Raw genomic sequence first — 18262 nt, 5'->3', positions numbered from 1 at the left:
TTTATTTTGAATGAATGAATTAAGCATAGTCTTGAATGGAGAATCTTTTAAATTAAACAAGCAAGTCTCTGTAACTGAGTTATTTAAAGTTTTAGATCTTTCAAGCAAATTTATGGCAGTCGAAATCAATGACGAAATAATCTTCAGAAGCTCGTGGGATTCTCATCTCATCAATGAAAATGACAAGGTTGAACTGGTAAGAGCAATTGGGGGAGGGTAGTTGTCTAAACAATCTTTTAAAATTGCTGGAAAAGATTATTCGTCAAGACTTTTAGTCGGCACAGGAAAATACAAAGATGAAGAAATTGCAGTTGAAGCCATTAAAGCCTCTGGCGCTGAAATCGTAACGGTCGCAGTTAGAAGAATTGAATTAGATTCAAAAAAAAGACCTGATTGCATCTTAAATTACATTTCCCCAAAAAAATTTACAATTCTTCCCAACACAGCTGGATGTTTTAATGCAAAAGATGCTATCAGGGTTGCCAAACTAGGAAGAGAAATCTTGTCAAATTCAAATTTAGTTAAATTAGAAGTTCTATCAGATCCTAAATCATTGTTGCCAGTAATGGATGAAACGTTAGTAGCCGCTAAAGAACTGGTAAAAGATGGATTTGAGGTAATGGTTTATTGCACTGATAATCTAGACTACGCCATGAAGTTGGAAGATCTCGGATGTGTAGCGGTTATGCCCTTAGCAGCCCCTATTGGCTCAGGTTTAGGTATAGTCAACCCAAATGCAATTTCAAAAATAGTTCAAAAACTTTCTTGTCCAGTCTTGGTAGACGCTGGAATTGGTACCGCTTCTGAGGTTTCTCATGCGATGGAGCTTGGTTGTGATGGAGTGTTATTAAATACTGCGATTGCAAGAGCAAAAAATCCTGTTTTAATGGCTGAAGCCATGAAAGATGCTGCCATTTCAGGAAGGAAAGCCTTTCTTGCTGGAAGGATCCCTAAAATAGATAAAGGTTCTCCAAGCTCTCCAACTGAGGGTAGAATAAATTCTTGAAAAATAGTGTAAGAAGTTTTGTTAGACCAAGAACAAGATTATCTAAAACTAAAAAAAATCTAATTTCTCAAGCATCATCAAAAGAATTTTGTTTGTCAGAAAATTTTGAAAATTTCAATGAACGTTCGCTTTATAAAAAAAATATTTTAGAAATAGGTTTTGGAGATGGAGAAAATCTTATTTCTAATGCTTTAAACAACTTAGATTCATTCTATGTAGGCATAGAAGTTTACGAAGCTGGTGTCGCTAAAGTATTAGAACTAATAAAAAAAAATAATTTGGAAAATATTTTTTTAATTCAGGGAGACGCAAAAGCGATCCTAGAAAAAAATACTACTATTAAATTTTTTGATGAGGTAATAATTTTTTTCCCCGACCCTTGGCCTAAAAGAAGACATAAAAAAAGAAGACTCTTGTCTAACAATTTTTTAGATTCTCTTAAGATGATATTAAAAGACAAAAGTGTCTTAAAAATAAAAACCGATTGGGACGACTATGCTCAACAGATAGAAAATGACCTAAATCAAATTTTTTCTAACACTAAAAAGCATATCAACAAAAAAACAGATCTTTTTACAAAATACGAAAAAACGGCAATTGAAGAAAAAAGGAATATTATTTATTTTGAAGCTTATTGAGTTCGTTTAACATTTTTTTTACTGATACCGATCTGTGGCTTAATTCCATTCTTTCTTTAAAACTGATTTGCGCCATCGTTTGATTACTATTTTTTATTTTGAACAATGGATCGTAACCAAACCCTTTATTTCCAATTTCACTTTTACCAATTGTCCCATTTAATTCTCCGTAGGTATAAAGTTCGATATCATTTTTTGGATCATAAAAGAAAAGAACGGATATATATTTTGACTCCCTTTTTGTCGCGTTGATCATTTTTTTTAAAAGTTTTTTATTATTTCTTTCGTCGCTTGCGTTTTTACCGGAATAACGAGCTGAATATATTCCTGGCTCGTTTTTTAAAAATTTTACTTCCAATCCTGAATCGTCTGCTAAAGCTGGAAGTCCAGAGATTTCGTTAGCTCTTTTAGCTTTTAAAAACGCATTTTCTTCATAACTTGTTCCAGTTTCCGGAATATCTATTTTTGAGAGTTCCTTTAAAGGAATAATTTTAAATTTAGTCTCCTTAAATAAAAAATTAAACTCTCTAATTTTTCCTTGATTGTTTGATGCTAAAACTATTTTCAAACTTTTTGTTTCAACTTATACAAAGCAACTTCGGTAAATAAGTTTGGGGCTAAATTCATTAACATTGTCGATTTCCCGAAACTATTCGTTAATTTTCTCTCAATAATTTCAACGTCTAACTTTTGACAAAGATTTTCAAAATCCTTCAATGAACAAAGATGAAGATTGGGAGTTGCATACCATTCATGAGGTAAGGCGCTAGAAACTGGCATTTTACCTGTAAGGGCTAGTTGCATTCTGCAACGTAAATTTGCAAAATTCGGAATACTTACAACACATTCTTTCCCAATTCTTACAATTTCTTTTAATGCATTCTCAGGTTTTTTTAAGGCTTGAATTGATTGGCTCATTATCACAACATCAAAAGAACCATTTGCAAAATTACTTAAGCCTTTATCAATGTCTTGCTCAATGACATTTAGTCCTTTGCTTAAGGATAGCTCAATATTTTTTTCTGAGATATCTATTCCATAACCAGAGACGTTTAGGGTTTCTTTTAGACCTGCCAATAGAGTTCCATCACCACAGCCCAAATCCAAGACTTCAGCATTTTTTTTAATCCACGAATTTAAAATACTATTCATTTTTAAGGAAAGTTTGGATACTTTTAACATATCTTTCATCGGGAAACAGAAAGCCGTCATGCCCTTGAGAACTTTTAATTTCTGCATAGCTAACTGACTTTTTTGAAGCAATTAGTGCATTAACAATTTCTTTTGATCTTTCAGGAGCAAATCTCCAATCAGAAGAAAATGATAAGACTAAAAAATCTGTATTTGTTTTTTCTAAAGTTTTAGTTAAGTCATTTTCATAATCTCTGGATGGATCAAAATAATCTAATGCTTTCGTCATCAATAAATAGGTATGCGCGTTAAATTTCTCTGAAAATGCATCGGCTTGATATCTCAAATAGCTTTCAACTTCAAACTCTACGTCAAACCCGTACTCATACTTTTCCTTTTTTAAATCTCTTCCAAATTTTTCTTTCATCATTTCTTCTGAGAGATAAGTTATATGACCAAGCATTCTAGCTAGTCCCAATCCTCTTCTCGGATGGAAGTTACCTTTGTCAAAATTTGGGTCTGTGACTATGGCTTGCCTCGCCACTTCATTGAAAGCAATATTTTGAGCACTTAATTTGGGTGCAGCAGCTATTACGAGACTTTTCTTTATGTATTCGTCATAATCGATGGCCCATTGCAGAGCTTGCATTCCTCCTAAACTTCCTCCGGCAACAGCATGCCAAAAATCTAATCCGAGATATTCACGGAGTAAATTTTGACTTTTAACCCAGTCTTTTACAGTTATCAACGGAAAGTCTTTTCCGTAAGTTTCTCCAGTTTCTGGATTGATAAATCCAGGTCCAGATGAGCCATGACATCCACCAAGGTTATTGAGAGATACAACAAAATACTTATTGGTATCGAATGCCTTATCAGGACCTATTAATTCATTCCACCAACCGGCTTTATCTTGATCCTCCTTCGAATATCCAGCGGCATGGTGATTTCCACTCAGAGCGTGGCAGATAAGAATTGCATTAGATTTGTTTTCATTTAATGATCCGTAGGTTTCATAAATTATCTTAAACTCTTTCAAGAGCTTTCCTGATTCAAGATGAAAGTCTTCTTTGTAATCAAAGAAGCTTGGTTCAATAATTCCTAAGTTTCCTGCCATCTTTAAAATAAACCAGGAAGTTCAAGGTAAAATCTTAAGTTATGAATCATTCTGTCAATTTGAATTAAAATGAAAAAGACTATAATTGGAGAAAAATCAATTCCTCCGAAGGCTGTTAATCTTTGAAATGGTCTCAATAGAGGTTGAGTAATTCCATGACATATAAATAACAAGGCATTGTTACTAGTTGGCGCCACCCAGCTTCCTATTATAGAGATGAACAAGGAATATCTTAGTATTAGAGATATCGTAAGTAGAACACTAAGACAAGCCCAAGTTATTGACTCAATCGAATCCGTTCCTAAAGATTGACTCTCGACATAAAGATAAAAAGATAGACCTTTAAAAAAAATAGATAACACAAGACTGGAAAAATCTATATTAAAAATAACTGGTAGGATTAGTCTCAATGGTCTAGATATCGGCTCTAAAATTGAAAACGAGTACTTCACAATTGGGTTTAAAAAACTCAATTCGAAAAATCTAAAAAGTAAATAAATTAAAAATAAAATTGATAATAAATTTGATATGACTGAAGAAACGAATAATGGATCCATTAGCTTTCTCCAAGTTTTTTAGATTTTTTTATAGCTTCTTCAATTGCAAATTTTAAAACATCTTCGATTCCAGATGATTCTATTTTATTTAAAGCAGCTTCAGTTACTCCTCCCTTTGAGGCAACCATAGATTTAATATCCTTGAATGATGGACTTTCATCTGATTTGTGCATTTCAAAAGTCCCTCCTAAAAGATCTCCTATCAACGGTTCAGGATTATCAAATCCATTAGATTTAGCTATTTCAGAAAGAAGGTTTGCTAAGTAACTTATATAGGCTGGACCAGCCCCAAAAATTGAAGTGAATGCATCAAATTTTGATTCTTCAATTTCAAGGCATCTACCTAATTTACTAAGAATGTTTAAACCCTCATTATTTTTATCAATTTTAAAATTTGAACAAACTGCAATTGGACTGATACCTTTACTTACACCTAGTGTGGGCATGGCTCTAATAATATTTTTTGAACTCTCAAATTGAGAACTTAGTTTTTCTAGAGATATTCCAGCAATGAATGAAATGATCAATTTAGTCCCGATTAAGTTTTTAATTTTAGATAAAATTTCTTCTGTTTTGTTCGGCTTAATTGTAAGGAAAATGACATCTGAAATCTCACACAATTCATCTAAAGAGATATAAGTGACGCCCAATTTAAGCACTTCTTTGGCTTCTATCGGGTCAAAAGCATAAATTTTATAAGAATCCTTTAAACCATGCATGGTGTGACGACCTAAGTTCCCCGCCCCAATAAATCCTATAATTTTATTATTCTCTTTCACCAAAAATACCCGTTCCAATTCTAACCATTGACGAACCAGCCTCTACAGCAATTTTAAAATCGTGCGTCATACCCATAGATAATTCACATTTTTTTTCATTTGGTTCACAAATTTCTCTGGCTAATTTCCAGGCTTCCTCATAAATTAATTTTAATTTATCATCATCTGCATTGACACTTGGCATAATCATTATCCCATTAAAATCAAGATTGCTTAGTTTCTGAACTTCTCGTTTAAAAGAAACTACTTCTTCTTTTTTAATTCCACCCTTATTTAGGTCATTGTCTAAATTTACTTGTATCAGAATTTTTAATTTTTTCCCTTCTGGAACATGTTTATTTAGCTTTACTGCGATTTTTAACCGATCTAGGGTGTGGACCCACGCAAAATTTTCTGCAATGTCTTTACACTTATTTGACTGGATTTTTCCTATGAAGTGCCAAATTATTTTTTCATTTTTTAAATTCTCAATTTTTTCTAGAGATTCTTGCAGGTAGTTCTCACCGAAATTTTCTATACCCAATTTATTTGCCTTAATAATTTCAGAACAAGACTTTTTTTTACTTACAGCAATGACTTGGACTGTCTGAGATTTATTTTCTTTTGAAATTTCATCTATTGAGTTAAAAATTTTTTTAATTTTTTCTTTCATTTTAAATTACATTTGCTCAGGGGCATTAATTGCAAGAATATTTAAGCCCTCAGTAATTATTCTTTTGATTGATAAAACAATTGCAAATTTTGCATCTCTTAAGTTTTTTTCTTCTTCGATAAACTTGTTCGCATTGTAATAAGAATGAAATTTAGAAGCTAAGTCACGTAAATAGAAACACAGAGGATGAATTTCTAAATCAATTTGACATTGCTCAAGAGTGTCCTGAAATAATTCTATTTCATTAATTAAACTTAATTCTTGTTCTCCAGTTATCAAATTTAAGTTTTTAAGACCGTTTTCGGAATCTATAACAAAGTCTCTTTTCTCAACTTCTTTTAAAAGGCTGCAAATTCTAGCGTGCGCGTACTGTATGTAATAAACCGGATTGTTCTTGTCTTTCTTTAATGCTAATTCGACATCAAATTCTAAAGCTTGATCACTTTTTCTTGCTAAAAAGAAAAACCTTGATGCGTCTATTCCAACCTCGTCTATTAATTCATTAAGAGACACAAAATCACCTTTTCTCGTAGACATGCTTACAGTTTTCCCAGATCGATTGAGTGAAACGAATTGTATAATAATTGTTTTAAGCAAATCTCCTTTTAAACCCAAAGCATCTAAGGCTCCTTTAATTCTGGAGATATAACCATGATGATCTGCACCCCAAATATTTACTAAGTGATCAAATTTTCTATCAAATTTAAATTTGTGATAAGCAACATCAGAAGCAAAGTAGGTCGGATCATTGTTATCTCTTATCAAAACCCTATCTTTTTCGTCTCCTCTTTCCTTTGATTTAAACCAAAGAGCATCATCAGATACATATGTAGAATTGTTCTTTTCTAAGGTATTTATAACCTCATCGAACATACTCTTTCCTTCTGATTTATCATAAAGTTTTTTTTCACTTATCCAATTCTTATGAAACACTCTAAATTTTGAAAGCACTCTTTTAATGTCGTCTATTTGAAGAGAGAGAATAAAAACAGTTAGCTCATCGAAATCTGGAAATTCTTCTTTTATTTGCTTGAGTAATTCTGGAATCACGTCAGAACTTAATATTGAAGAATTTCCTTTAACAACATATTTGTCGCCAAAGGTTTGTTTAACCGACCGCGCAGAATGAATTATGTATTCGCCTCGGTAGCAGTCTTCTGGAAATTTTATTTGATGGTCAAAAAGTTCTTGATAACGCAAAAATACACTAAGCGCTAAAATGTCTGTTTGTAGCCCTCTATCGTTAATGTAATATTCTTCTTCAACTTCATTTCCTGAGTGTCTTAAAAGGTTTGCCAGGGCCGAACCAAAAGCTGCACCTCGACCATGGCCAACATGTATAGGCCCGGTTGGGTTACTAGATACGTATTCAATTAAATATTTTTTAGGCGAATCGGTTTTATAAAAGAAAAAATTTTCATTCAAAGCATTATTAAGAATGGAAGCCTGAGCTTCTTCTGCTAAAAAAAAATTTATAAAGCCTGGGCCTGCAACTTCTACTCTTTTTAACCACTTCTTTCCGGGAAGTTTTTTAATAATTTTTTCAGCTATCACTCTAGGTTGTTCTTCTAATTCTTTACCAAGCACCAAAGCGATATTTGAGCTCCAATTTCCATGTGTTTTTAATTTAGTTCTTGAGACTTCAAAAGCTTCAATCTCTATAGAAAATAATTTCTTTGTCGTACTTTCTAAAATACTTTTTATTTCGGACTTCATTTATTCACTCTATTTTGATATTCGCAATTACGGGTATCCACTTTGACAATATCTCCTTGCTCAATAAAAAGAGGAACTTTAATTTCTATTCCATTTATTAAAACCGCGTCTTTTAAAGTATTTGTAGAGGTATCTCCTTTGAATCCAGGCTCAGTAGCCGATATTTCAATCTCTACAAAATTTTTAATTTCTACGCTCACTATTTTTTCATTCCATATTGATATTTCATATTCTTCGCCTTCGGTCATCCAATTTACTTTTTCTTCAATTAAGTTTTTTTCTACATTAGTTTGTTCAAAAGTCTCAGAGTTCATAAATACCAGATGATCTTCTTGCGAATACAGAAATTGCATTTTTGAAATTTCAATATCTGCTTTTTCAACTGTCTCTCCAGTCTTAAAGGTTTTATCCAATACTTGAGAGGTAGAGAGATTTTTATATTTTACTCGCATTACCGCCTGTCCTTTGCCGGGTTTATGGAATTGATGATCAATAATCTCGCATAGGTTATTATCAATAATTATCTTCATGCCTATTCTGAATTCATTAGTTTGGACTATAGTCATTTTTTTAGATTTTCGGATGGATAAGGGTTAAAATCCATTCTCTCATTTTTTTAGTATATTAATTGTTGCAAGATAATTTTATTTTACTTAAAGTGAGACTTTAAAGGGGGTAATTTAAGTAATTATTTTATTGGGTCCCCTTTTTTTTGTAAAAAAAATGAGGACAAATATGTTATTTTTAAAGATAAATAGATCTCTGCTCACAATTCTTTTCCTAGTTTCCTTTAATCTTCTCTCTCAAGTAGATCCTGTTTTGCAAGAAAATAAAGTTAGAGCTGACAACGCTGCAATTTCCCAAGAAAAAATCGATTCCTCTCAAGTCAAAATAGACCAAGACTCTTCAGAATATAAAGGCGTTACAAAGCAAATTGAGGGGTTGAAGGTTTACAACGCTCAAAAGAAAAAACAAATTAAAAGACAGATTGCTAGGATGGAAGAAATTGAAGAAACAATGAAATATGCAGCTGTCCTTCAAAGGCAAATTCCTCCTTTATCAAGAAGAATGCACGAGGGGCTAAGTAAATTTGTTGAACTAGATCTTCCTTTCAGAACAGGAGAAAGGACAGAAAGGCTAAAATTTATTCAAGATGCCTTAGATAATCCTACGGTTTCTCCTGCTGAAAAACTCAGACAAGTTTTAGAAGGATTTAATGTAGAAGCTGAGTATGGTCGAAAAATAGACACTTATAAAGACACGGTTATTATTGATGACCAAGAAAGAGAAGTTAACATTTTAAGAGTTGGCAGAATGGTGTTGGCTTATCAAACTACTGATCTGGATGAGACAGGAATTTGGAATAAGGAGACCAAAAGTTGGGAAAGTCTACCCGGAAGGTATCAAAGACCTGTTAGAGATGGAATTTCTATGGCAAAGAAACTTAAGACAGTTGGAATGCTTGAGTTGCCAGTACCAGCAGCTGAGGTAATTCAATGAAAACATTAGTTAAATTATTTTTATTTTTATCTCTTTTATTTTCGGGATTTATATCTTCTCAAGAAAACGAAGATAAACCTGAAAACATAGCATTAGATCTAGATCAACTTTTAGAATTAGTTAAGCAAGGAAGATTCGCAGAGGCTGAGGAAGCGGCTGAGAGAGAAGAGAGATTTATTAAAGAAAAGAATAGACAGGCAACGCTTTTAGCAAACGCTAAAGCTGAAAGAGCTCGTCTAGAAGCAGAAGCGTCTCGTTTAGAAACTACCTTTGAAGCTAATGACGCTAAGCTCGTTTTGTTAGAAGATCAATTAAAGACAAGATTGGGTTCGCTTTATGAGACTTTTGGTCACCTTCAAGGTGTTGCGTCTGATACGCAAGCAACTTTTGAAACCTCTCTTACCTCAGGCCAATTTGGTCAAGATAGAGAAATATTCTTAGATGGCCTTGCTAAGAAGATGGGAGAAGGAGTAAGCGTTGCTACTATAGAAGAATTGGAAAGGCTTTGGTACGAACTTTCAAGAGAGCTTGTTGCGTCAGGTAGTGTAGAAAAATTCTCTGCCACAGTAATTGATAATAATGGTGACGCTTCAATAGAGGAGGTTGTTCGAATTGGAAATTTTAACGTTGTATCTGAGGGAGAGTATCTTACTTATCTTCAAGGTAGAGGAGCATATGAAACCTTACCAAAACAACCAAGTAGATTTTTAGATGGTTCCTACGATATCTTTGATGAAGATTCCGGATTTGTCCAATTTGCATTGGATCCAACTGGTCCTCAAGGCGGAGCATTGTTAGTAAATTTAATATCATTACCGTCTTTTTTTGAACAAATCCAATACGGAAGAATCACTGGTTATACTATAATTCTTCTTTTCTTACTTGCTACAGGAGTTTTCGCTTGGAGATTTTATTCCTTGTTCACAATAAACAATGCGATTAAAAAAGAAGTTAGCGGTGAAGAATCATCTGATAATCCACTTTCAAGGATCTTTACTGTTGCAAATGAAAACAAAACTGACACAGAAACTCTCGAATTAAAATTAGCAGAACAAATTCTCGTAGAAAGACAGTCCATTGATCAGTACATCTGGGTTGTGAGATTAATTTCTGTTATTTCTCCTCTCCTAGGTTTATTTGGAACAATTATTGGAATGATTAATACTTTCCAAGCTATAACTTTGTTTGGCACAGGCGATCCAAAAACTATGGCGGGAGGAATATCTGAAGCTTTAGTTACAACTATGTTAGGGCTTATGAGTGCAATTCCAACTACATTTATGGCAGCAGCTTTAAGTAATTACTCCAAAGGTATACTTTCAGTTCTTGAGGAGCAAAGTACAGGAATGGTTGCAGCTCGAGCAGAAGAAACTCAACAAGTAACAAGTTAAAGCTATGGCTTGGTTTTATAACCTTCAATCAATACTTTTTGAATTCTTGGAGAAGGGAGGGGGAGTAGTCTTATTGATCGCTTTCCTAATACTAGTTATGTGGTTTTTTATTTTTGAGAGAATTTGGTATTTTCAATTTATTCATCCCACAGTTGAAAGAGACACCATTCAAGAATGGTCAGAGGTAAAGACTCATAAATCTTGGGAAGGCCATGTGATAAGAGTCATGCTTATTTCAAAGGCCGAACAACAAATTAAAACTAATATTGAATTTATAAGAGTTTGCGTTGCCTTAGCGCCTTTATTTGGTTTGCTTGGTACAATTATTGGCATGATCGAAGTTTTTCACATTTTAGCTGTGACTGGCGGCGGAGATGCTAAAGCGATGGCAGGCGGCGTTGCAAGATCAACAATTCCTGCGATGGCAGGTTTAATGGCAGCTATTCCAGCAAGCATTGCAGCAAGATGGCTTGATAGTAACGTTCGAAAAAAAACAGATTTGTTATCTGAACGTTTAACATACGAATGAAAAGATTATGAGAAGATCACTTATTAACCAAGCAGTAGAAGACACAGAAGAGCCAAATATTACGCCAATGCTTGATGTGGTTTTTATTTTATTAATCTTTTTTATTGTTACAGCTAATTTTATTAAAGAACCGGGATTAGAAATAAATCGTCCAGATTCAGAGACATCAGAGATTACTGAAAATGCAGCCATTTTAATTGCTATAGGAGCCGCAGGTGAAATTTACATGGACGGGAGAAGAATTGACGTGAGGCAGGTCAAAGCTAATGTAATTAGATTGATTGCTGAAAACCCTCAAGGATCGGTAGTCATTCAAGCAGATGTAAAATCAACAGCCGAAAAAATAGTTGCGGTTATGGATGAAGTTAGAGAAGCTGGAGTGGTTGATATTTCGATTGCGTCAGAACCTAATTTTTAAATGATTGAAAAATTTTTAAATACTGATTTAGACAACGTTTACCAGAAATATGGGCTTTCTGCCGCTGCTGGTACAACGATATCAATCGCTTCCTTGATGTTAATGGCAGTTCTAATTGCAACTGGAGACGTCTCATTAGATGATGTAAAAACTCGAAAAATTGTAGACGTTGTAATGCCTCCAAAAGATTTAGAACTTATCGATAATTTTGAAAGACCCGATGAGGCTGAACCTGAGCCTGATCAACTACCTCCAGACGTTGATATCGAGACAGTTGACGACTTTGATGACGCCATGAATTTGAATTTTAATTTTAAGGCCAAAAGACAAGGAGTATTTGCGGATGGCTCTTATGTTCCGATATTCCAAGTTCCGCCGCAATATCCTAGAAGAGCTGCAGAAAGAGGAATAGAGGGATGTGTGCTTCTTGAATATACAGTTACTCCTTTAGGAGCTGTTTCCGAGCCAGTAGTTATACAAGCTAATCCCCCTGGAATTTTTGATAGAGCTGCAACAAGAGCTGCGCTAAGATATAAATATAAACCTCTTATTAGAGACGGTGTTGCCGTAGCTGTAGAGGGAGTGAGACAAAGAATAACTTTTATTTTGGAAGGTGAAGGAAAAGGGCCGGGCTATGTTCCACAAAATTGTTTGGAGATGATTTGATGCGAGTTTTAAGTTTTTATTCAATATTTTTTGTCTGTTTTTTTCTTAGTTCGTTTTTAATTGCTCAGGAAAAAGAAGAAAGAAAATTTAATTTTCCTGGATACACTATTGAAAAATGTCTGAAAGATTACGAAATCGCTAAAAAGCCTAAAAGACGTGTTGCAAAATTGCCTAGTCAGAAAGCACAAAGATTTTTAAAAAGGTTATTTCCTGCTTTAGAAGAAGATGACTTGTTACTTGCTCTTGAAATATTAGATGAAATGAAAATTTCTGAAGATCTAACTAATGTAGATAAAGCTCAAATGTGGTACTACTATGCTTATGTCCATTTCAGTCAAGATAAATTAAAAGAGGCAGAGAAAGATTATTATAATTTTTTAAAAATTGAAGAAGCAGATCCTAGGTTAAAAGCAAACGTAATTTTCAGTTTAGCTCAAATAGCTTACTCTAGAGAAGAATACAGAAAATCTATACAAACTATGAAAGAGTGGCTTTCCATTGAGTCCAATCCCAGCTCAACAGGATTTGACATAATGGCTGCTTCTCACTGGCAACTGAATGAAAAGAAAATGGCTTTAAGAAATGCAGACACAGCCATGTGTGTTGCTAAAGCAAATAACTCTAAACCGAGAGAATCTACCTACAATCTTTTATTGGCTTTATATAATGAAGCTCAAAAAACTGACGAAATGTTGCCTCTTTATAAAGAGTTAGTAGATTTTTATCCTAAAAAAAGATATTGGGTTCAACTTTCATCTTTGTACGGAACTTTGCAGCAAGAATCTAATCAGCTTTCAGCATTGGAAGCAGCTCACGATCAAAGATTGTTGGACAAAGAATCGGAATATATAGCTTTGTATCAGCTATTAATGCGAGCAGACGCTCCTTATAAAGCCGCTAAAGCTCTTCAATATGGTGTCGATGAAGAGTTTGTAGAAAGAAAAGAAAAGAATATAAAGATGTTGGCTCAAGGTTGGCATATGTCTCAAGAATTAAAAAAGGCTGAACCTCTATACAAGGAAGCAGCTGAGAAATCAGAAGAAGGCGAGTTATTTGTGTTTTTGGGACAACTTTATTTAGCTACGGATAGATATGATTTAGCAATGGACTCTTTAAAGTTAGGTTTGGAGAAAGGAAAATTAAAAGATCCGGTAACAGTGAATATTCTTTTAGGTCAAGTTTCTTATGAAAAACAAAATTTCGATGATGCTACAATTTTTTTTAGAAAAGCCCTTGATAGGTTAACTGACTTAAAAATAAAGGACAAAAAATTAAAAGAAGAGAAACAAGACAAGCTTAGAGCACAAGCTCTTACATGGCTATCTTATACAGAAAAAGAAGCTAAGAGAGTCAAAATTTTAGAGCAACGAAGGAAGGATTTAGAAGAAAGTTAATCTTTAATATAAGTTTTAATTTCACATTCAATTTTGCTTTTTTCATCGGTAAAACTTTCACTTTTTACTTCTCTCCAATTGTTTAAATCAATTGAAAAAAAAGCATCTCCTTTAAATTCTTCCATTACATGTGTAAGCACCATCTTGGAACAGTACGGCTCTAATAAGTTATAAATTTCAGAGCCTCCGATAATAAAAATCTCTTGATCTAGAGCATTAAGGAAATTTAACAACTCGTTTGTCTGGTTAAAAACTTTTATTTCATCTAAAGCTTGGAATCCTTTTTTTGTAAGAATTATATTTAATCTGTTTGGTAAAGGGCGTCCAATAGATTCGTAAGTCTTTCTCCCCATGACTACGGGACTTCCAGAGGTAAGTTCTTTAAATCTTTTCAGATCTTCTGGGATATGCCATGGCAAAGAATTATTTCTTCCAATAACATTATTTTTTGCTATTGCTGCTACGATTGTAAGCTTCATTAAACAGCTATTGGGGCCGAAATTAATGGATGGAATTCATAGTCTAAAATTTCTATATCTTCATATTTAAAATCAAATATTTCCTTAACTTCTTTATTTAATTTTAAACGAGGTAAATTTTTTGGGTCTCTAGTTAACTGAAGATTTGCTTGGTCTAAATGATTCAAATACAAGTGAGCATCTCCGAGAGTATGCACGAACCTGTGTGGGTTTAATTCACAGACTTGAGCAACCATGTGAGTTAGTAGGGCATATGAGGCTATGTTGAAAGGTACTCCTAAAAAAACATCTGCACTTCTTTGATAAAGTTGACAAGAAAGATTTCCATCAGCAACATAGAATTGAAAGAGCGTATGACAAGGCGGCAAAGCCATCTGATCGATTAAGGTTGGATTCCAGCCACTGACAATATGTCTTCTAGAATCTGGGTTATTTTTTAAACCATCAATTAGATTTGTGATTTGGTCAATTGGTTCTTTTCCTGGATTAGGCCATGATCTCCACTGAGCCCCGTAAACTGGACCGAGCTCACCACTTTCGTCTGCCCATTCATCCCATATTGATACTCCATTTTCTTTTAAATATTTAATATTCGTAGAACCTTTGAGAAACCATATGAGTTCGTGAATTATTGATTTCAAATGTATTTTTTTAGTGGTTACAAGGGGAAAGCCTTCACTTAGATCGAAATTCATTTGATGACCAAAGATGCTTTTTGTTCCTGTTCCAGTTCTATCAGATTTTTCAACTCCTTCGTCGAGTATTTTTTTCATTAAATCAAGATATTGTTGCATTTCTATTTTTATTGAAGGTAAATATTAATAAGGTAATTCCCGCTAAAACCATTGGCAAAGAAAGAATCTGACCACGAGTTATCATATCAAATAAATCAAATCCAATATGAGAATCCGGTGTTCTAAATTGTTCAGTTATGATTCTAAACAAACCATAAAATACAAGAAAATAACCCGACAATGCCATTCGAGGCATCTTTCTTTTAAAAAGAAAATACATTATAAAAAATAATGCTGGCCCCTCTAAGAAGGCTTGATATAGCTGAGAAGGATGCCTAGATAACTGAAGAGGATCGCTCCAAAAGGTCATCCCCCATGGAAGGTCAGTCGGCCTTCCAAGTAACTCTCCTCCAAGGAAGTTTCCAATTCTCACAATTCCCAAACCAAGAGGAAAGCTTACAGCGATGTGATCGGAAAATTCGAAAAAAGAAATATTTATTTTTTTACTAAAGATCAAGAATGCGATAATTACTCCTAATAATCCTCCATGAAAAGATAAACCGCCTTCCCAAATCCTGAGAATGGAAAATGGATCAGATAATATTTGATCCATTCCATAAAACAGCATGTAACCAAGTCTTCCTCCTATGATCGCTCCTAAAACGCCGTAAAACAAAAAGTCTTCAACATGTTCTTTTGTAAAATTTGCAGTAGTTGCAATATTTCTTTTGGCAAACCAATGAATAGATAGGATTGCTATTACCCAACTAATCCCGTACCAGTAGACTGGCCACCAACCAACAAAAGGAATAGGTAAATAGAATGCAACAGGATTTATATCAATGATCATAGGAAAGTAATATAAAAAATTCTTACGGCAACCAAAATAACTAAAATTGAAAAAGCTATTCTTAAAGATTCCCCTTTCATTTTATTAGAAATCTCAGCCCCATATTTTGCAAAATAAATACTTGATAATCCGGCTACTAAAATTGCAGGTATAAATACCGAGCCATAAACAAAATCAATTTTGTTTAAATCAATAGGCGCAAATAAAAGTCCTCCAATTAATCCTGATAATGCAAAAAAGAAGCCCATGATTGAAGAAGTTCCTACAGCTTCATGAATTTTTAAACCTCTGAATTGAAAATATGGAACCATTAAAATTCCTCCACCTATTCCAACGAATGAGGTAATAAGTGCAATAAAACCTCCGATCACGAATAACTCTATTCCGCTAAAAGATGGAATTTTATTTTTTGGAGAAAAATTAAAAGCAAGTTGAATTGCAGCTAAGATAAGTGAAACCGCAATTATAATCTGTAGAATACTTCCTGAAATATAGACAGCAACATACCTACCAAACATAGTTGAAATAATTGCTGCTAAAAACATGTATTTCACAATTTCTAAATTAATATTTTTGTTTAGATAATGAGTATATGCCGCCATTGGAATTGTAATGGCCATAGTTCCCATTGATGTTCCGGTCGCCAACAAGGGAATGAATTCAGGAGGAAAATTTAAATAATTAAAGAGGAAAATATAAGCTGGAACAAGAATGATCCCGCTTCCAATACCAAAAAAACCTGATAATAATCCTGCAAAAATTCCAAGTAAGATTAAAGGGATAATGATTTCTATCATTTCATCGCATTATCGCTTATCTAAGACCTCTGATAAACTTAAGTTTTCTCAAGCATGTGTTTAATTTTGTTATCAATGCCAAGTTTAGGCGATTATAAATTCGTTCTTACTTCGAATAGAGATGAATTTTACGAACGAAAAACTAAAAATATGTTTTGGTGGAATGATGTTGATGGATTACTTGCTGGACAAGATTTAGAACAAGGTGGTACTTGGCTTGGAATAACAAAATCTGGCAGATTTGCGGCTGTGACTAACGTAAGAGAATTTTACCAAACAGATACAAAAGAAAATTTTTTGTCGCGAGGAGACTTAGTAAAAAATTTTTTAAATTCATCCTTGACGCCCGAAGAATATGTTCAAAAAGTCGAATTAAATAAATACATGGGCTTTAACTTGATTGTTTCTGATTTGAAATATTTTTCAATAATTTCCAGTCAAGGAATCGAAAATTTCAGCCAAGAATTAGTAGTCATTGGTAATCGAGCTTTGAATACAGAAACAAATAAATTGAAAAGTGCAAAAGAGGATTTTAAAAGTATCTTAAATCAAACTTTTACTCATCAAGATTTAATTGAACTTATGCAAAAACCAAAAAAAAATTATGAATTCAACCTCGCACAAATTAACCAAAACCATGGAAGCGAGTTTGATTCAAGATTTATTACTTCTGACATTTATGGGACTAGATCGACAACTGTCATTACAATTGATCGAAAAGACACAGTCAAAGTCACAGAGGTAATATATGACAGTTCAAGTAATTTATCTGATTCAAATACATTTGAATTTAAAGTTAACTCTTAAATAAATGCAAGGATATAGAAAAAACGTTGCAATGGTTGTATTGAATAAAAATAACCAAGTTCTTCTTTGCAGAAGAAAAGGAACAGAAAATTGGCAATTTCCTCAGGGCGGAATAGATGAAAATGAACTCTGTGAAGATGCAATGTACAGAGAGCTTTATGAAGAAGTAGGGCTCAAATCATCAGAGGTAGAAATTTTGGGTAAAACAAAAGAGGAAATAAAATATGATATTCCTATTACTATAAGATCAAGAGTTCTAGGTGGAAAATACAAAGGCCAATTACAAACCTGGTTTTTACTAAAGTTGAAAGGAGAAGACTGCTCAATTGACTTGAGCAAAGACGTCTCGCCAGAGTTCGATAAATTTGATTGGGTTTCTTTTTGGTTTCCTTTGACAAAAATAATACATTTTAAAAAAGAAGCTTATCGATCGGCATTGAAGGAGTTAAGAGAATTGTTATGAAAAAATTAGCAATTTATGATTTGGACGATACATTACTTTGCGGCGATAGTGAGTTCCATTGGGCTAAATTTACTGTTGAAAAAGGATACATTGAAGAAGAGGTTTATCTAAAAAAAATTAAGGCTTTCGAAATTGACTATAGATCAGGCAATTTAAATTTTGATGAATATTGTTCATTTCTTCTAAGTCCGTTGATTGACATGAATGTCAATGACTTAAACAAATTAGTTAAAGAATTTATTGAGTCCCATGAGGGAAAATTGATTGATTCTTTTACGTTTGAGTTACTCAAAAAACATGAAAATGATTTTAGGATAATAGCATCTGGATCATTAGATTTTATTGTTGAAGGATTTTCTAATTATTTTGGAATAAATGAATTTATCGGTTCATCATACGAAGTCATAGACGATAAAATTACAGGAGTGTTAAACAAAGCTGCTTTTGGAATTGGAAAATTAGAGAAAGTTAAAGAGTGGTGTAAAGATAACAATTATCTCCTTAAAGAATCTGTCTTTTATACTGATTCGATAAATGATTTGCCTTTAATAAAAGCTTGTCCAAGTAGTATCATAGTTTCTCCAGACAAAAAATTAGAACAATATGCTTTGGAAAGAAATTTACTAATTTTAAATAGATGA

At 33.3% G+C, this 18262-nt stretch carries 24 protein-coding genes; 12 read left to right on the top strand and 12 right to left on the bottom strand.

The genetic code is table 11. The features are described from left to right. Positions 1–10: 10 nt before the first annotated feature. Genes thiS through trmB form a run of 3 tightly spaced genes read left to right on the top strand, consistent with a single transcriptional unit; the run spans position 11 to position 1644 of the window. Positions 11–220: a sulfur carrier protein ThiS gene (thiS, locus tag M9C82_05860; GenBank protein URQ73472.1), complete on the top strand. Its 210-nt coding sequence runs from the start codon at positions 11–13 to the stop codon at positions 218–220. Beyond that, positions 221–1006, top strand: a complete 786-nt coding sequence (locus tag M9C82_05855) for a thiazole synthase (protein URQ73471.1) — start codon at positions 221–223, stop codon at positions 1004–1006. It abuts the gene before it with no gap. Beyond that, complete coding sequence (gene trmB / locus M9C82_05850) at positions 1003–1644, top strand: tRNA (guanosine(46)-N7)-methyltransferase TrmB (protein ID URQ73470.1); 642 nt, start codon at positions 1003–1005, stop codon at positions 1642–1644. The genes M9C82_05855 and trmB overlap by 4 nt, the downstream gene beginning before the upstream one ends. Here the strand turns inward: trmB and rdgB are convergent. From rdgB to efp, 8 genes are read right to left on the bottom strand one after another with little or no spacing between them, the layout of a single operon-like run. After that, positions 1622–2212: an RdgB/HAM1 family non-canonical purine NTP pyrophosphatase gene (gene rdgB, locus M9C82_05845; GenBank protein URQ73469.1), complete on the bottom strand. Its 591-nt coding sequence runs from the start codon at positions 2210–2212 to the stop codon at positions 1622–1624. The two genes, trmB and rdgB, sit on opposite strands and share 23 nt — an antisense overlap. Further along, positions 2209–2796 (bottom strand): methionine biosynthesis protein MetW, encoded by a 588-nt coding sequence (gene metW, locus M9C82_05840; protein ID URQ73468.1) that lies wholly within the window; start codon positions 2794–2796, stop codon positions 2209–2211. The genes rdgB and metW overlap by 4 nt, the downstream gene beginning before the upstream one ends. After that, positions 2789–3898 (bottom strand): homoserine O-acetyltransferase, encoded by a 1110-nt coding sequence (locus tag M9C82_05835; GenBank protein ID URQ74133.1) that lies wholly within the window; start codon positions 3896–3898, stop codon positions 2789–2791. Before M9C82_05835 ends, metW begins: the two co-directional genes overlap by 8 nt. After that, on the bottom strand, positions 3892–4446 hold the full coding sequence (locus M9C82_05830; protein ID URQ73467.1) for a YggT family protein: 555 nt from the start codon (positions 4444–4446) through the stop codon (positions 3892–3894). The genes M9C82_05835 and M9C82_05830 overlap by 7 nt, the downstream gene beginning before the upstream one ends. After that, the gene (locus tag M9C82_05825; protein URQ73466.1) at positions 4446–5225 is read right to left on the bottom strand and encodes an NAD(P)-binding domain-containing protein; all 780 of its coding nucleotides are present in this window, start codon (positions 5223–5225) and stop codon (positions 4446–4448) included. Before M9C82_05825 ends, M9C82_05830 begins: the two co-directional genes overlap by 1 nt. Then, the gene (locus M9C82_05820; protein ID URQ73465.1) at positions 5212–5877 is read right to left on the bottom strand and encodes a YggS family pyridoxal phosphate-dependent enzyme; all 666 of its coding nucleotides are present in this window, start codon (positions 5875–5877) and stop codon (positions 5212–5214) included. The genes M9C82_05825 and M9C82_05820 overlap by 14 nt, the downstream gene beginning before the upstream one ends. 6 nt (positions 5878–5883) lie before the next feature. Then, positions 5884–7593: an arginine--tRNA ligase gene (gene argS / locus M9C82_05815; protein ID URQ73464.1), complete on the bottom strand. Its 1710-nt coding sequence runs from the start codon at positions 7591–7593 to the stop codon at positions 5884–5886. Then, on the bottom strand, positions 7590–8159 hold the full coding sequence (efp, locus tag M9C82_05810; GenBank protein URQ73463.1) for an elongation factor P: 570 nt from the start codon (positions 8157–8159) through the stop codon (positions 7590–7592). Before efp ends, argS begins: the two co-directional genes overlap by 4 nt. 169 nt (positions 8160–8328) lie before the next feature. On the opposite strand from efp, the gene M9C82_05805 reads away from it, so the two are divergent. The 6 genes from M9C82_05805 to M9C82_05780 are packed head-to-tail and all read left to right on the top strand — an operon-like array spanning position 8329 to position 13491. Further along, positions 8329–9093, top strand: coding sequence for a DUF3450 domain-containing protein (locus M9C82_05805; GenBank protein ID URQ73462.1), 765 nt, complete (start codon positions 8329–8331; stop codon positions 9091–9093). Continuing rightward, positions 9090–10484: a MotA/TolQ/ExbB proton channel family protein gene (locus tag M9C82_05800; protein ID URQ73461.1), complete on the top strand. Its 1395-nt coding sequence runs from the start codon at positions 9090–9092 to the stop codon at positions 10482–10484. Before M9C82_05805 ends, M9C82_05800 begins: the two co-directional genes overlap by 4 nt. Before the next feature lie 4 nt (positions 10485–10488). Further along, entirely contained in the window at positions 10489–11013 is a 525-nt protein-coding gene (locus M9C82_05795) for a MotA/TolQ/ExbB proton channel family protein (protein URQ73460.1), read from the top strand. Between the two features lie 7 nt (positions 11014–11020). Further along, positions 11021–11431, top strand: a complete 411-nt coding sequence (locus tag M9C82_05790) for a biopolymer transporter ExbD (protein ID URQ73459.1) — start codon at positions 11021–11023, stop codon at positions 11429–11431. Continuing rightward, a complete protein-coding gene (locus M9C82_05785) occupies positions 11432–12097 on the top strand; it encodes an energy transducer TonB (protein URQ73458.1) in 666 nt (221 codons plus the stop codon). It begins immediately after the preceding gene. Beyond that, positions 12097–13491 (top strand): hypothetical protein, encoded by a 1395-nt coding sequence (locus tag M9C82_05780; GenBank protein URQ73457.1) that lies wholly within the window; start codon positions 12097–12099, stop codon positions 13489–13491. The genes M9C82_05785 and M9C82_05780 overlap by 1 nt, the downstream gene beginning before the upstream one ends. Here M9C82_05780 and M9C82_05775 read toward each other — a convergent pair. From M9C82_05775 to M9C82_05760, 4 genes are read right to left on the bottom strand one after another with little or no spacing between them, the layout of a single operon-like run. Next, positions 13488–13970, bottom strand: coding sequence for a dihydrofolate reductase (locus M9C82_05775; protein ID URQ73456.1), 483 nt, complete (start codon positions 13968–13970; stop codon positions 13488–13490). The two genes, M9C82_05780 and M9C82_05775, sit on opposite strands and share 4 nt — an antisense overlap. Further along, complete coding sequence (locus tag M9C82_05770) at positions 13970–14764, bottom strand: thymidylate synthase (protein ID URQ73455.1); 795 nt, start codon at positions 14762–14764, stop codon at positions 13970–13972. The genes M9C82_05775 and M9C82_05770 overlap by 1 nt, the downstream gene beginning before the upstream one ends. Beyond that, positions 14748–15554 (bottom strand): prolipoprotein diacylglyceryl transferase, encoded by an 807-nt coding sequence (lgt, locus tag M9C82_05765; protein URQ73454.1) that lies wholly within the window; start codon positions 15552–15554, stop codon positions 14748–14750. The genes M9C82_05770 and lgt overlap by 17 nt, the downstream gene beginning before the upstream one ends. Then, a complete protein-coding gene (locus M9C82_05760; protein URQ73453.1) occupies positions 15551–16351 on the bottom strand; it encodes a sulfite exporter TauE/SafE family protein in 801 nt (266 codons plus the stop codon). Before M9C82_05760 ends, lgt begins: the two co-directional genes overlap by 4 nt. 54 nt (positions 16352–16405) lie before the next feature. On the opposite strand from M9C82_05760, the gene M9C82_05755 reads away from it, so the two are divergent. The 3 genes from M9C82_05755 to M9C82_05745 are packed head-to-tail and all read left to right on the top strand — an operon-like array spanning position 16406 to position 18262. Next, the gene (locus M9C82_05755; protein URQ73452.1) at positions 16406–17158 is read left to right on the top strand and encodes an NRDE family protein; all 753 of its coding nucleotides are present in this window, start codon (positions 16406–16408) and stop codon (positions 17156–17158) included. Between the two features lie 4 nt (positions 17159–17162). Then, positions 17163–17621: an RNA pyrophosphohydrolase gene (locus M9C82_05750; GenBank protein URQ73451.1), complete on the top strand. Its 459-nt coding sequence runs from the start codon at positions 17163–17165 to the stop codon at positions 17619–17621. After that, positions 17618–18262, top strand: a complete 645-nt coding sequence (locus M9C82_05745; GenBank protein ID URQ73450.1) for an HAD family phosphatase — start codon at positions 17618–17620, stop codon at positions 18260–18262. Before M9C82_05750 ends, M9C82_05745 begins: the two co-directional genes overlap by 4 nt.

Source organism: SAR86 cluster bacterium (assembly GCA_023703675.1).
Taxonomy (GTDB): domain Bacteria; phylum Pseudomonadota; class Gammaproteobacteria; order Magnimaribacterales; family AG-339-G14; genus AG-339-G14.
The sequence above is the reverse complement of the archived record's forward strand: the minus strand, read 5'-3'. Positions and strand labels throughout refer to the sequence as shown.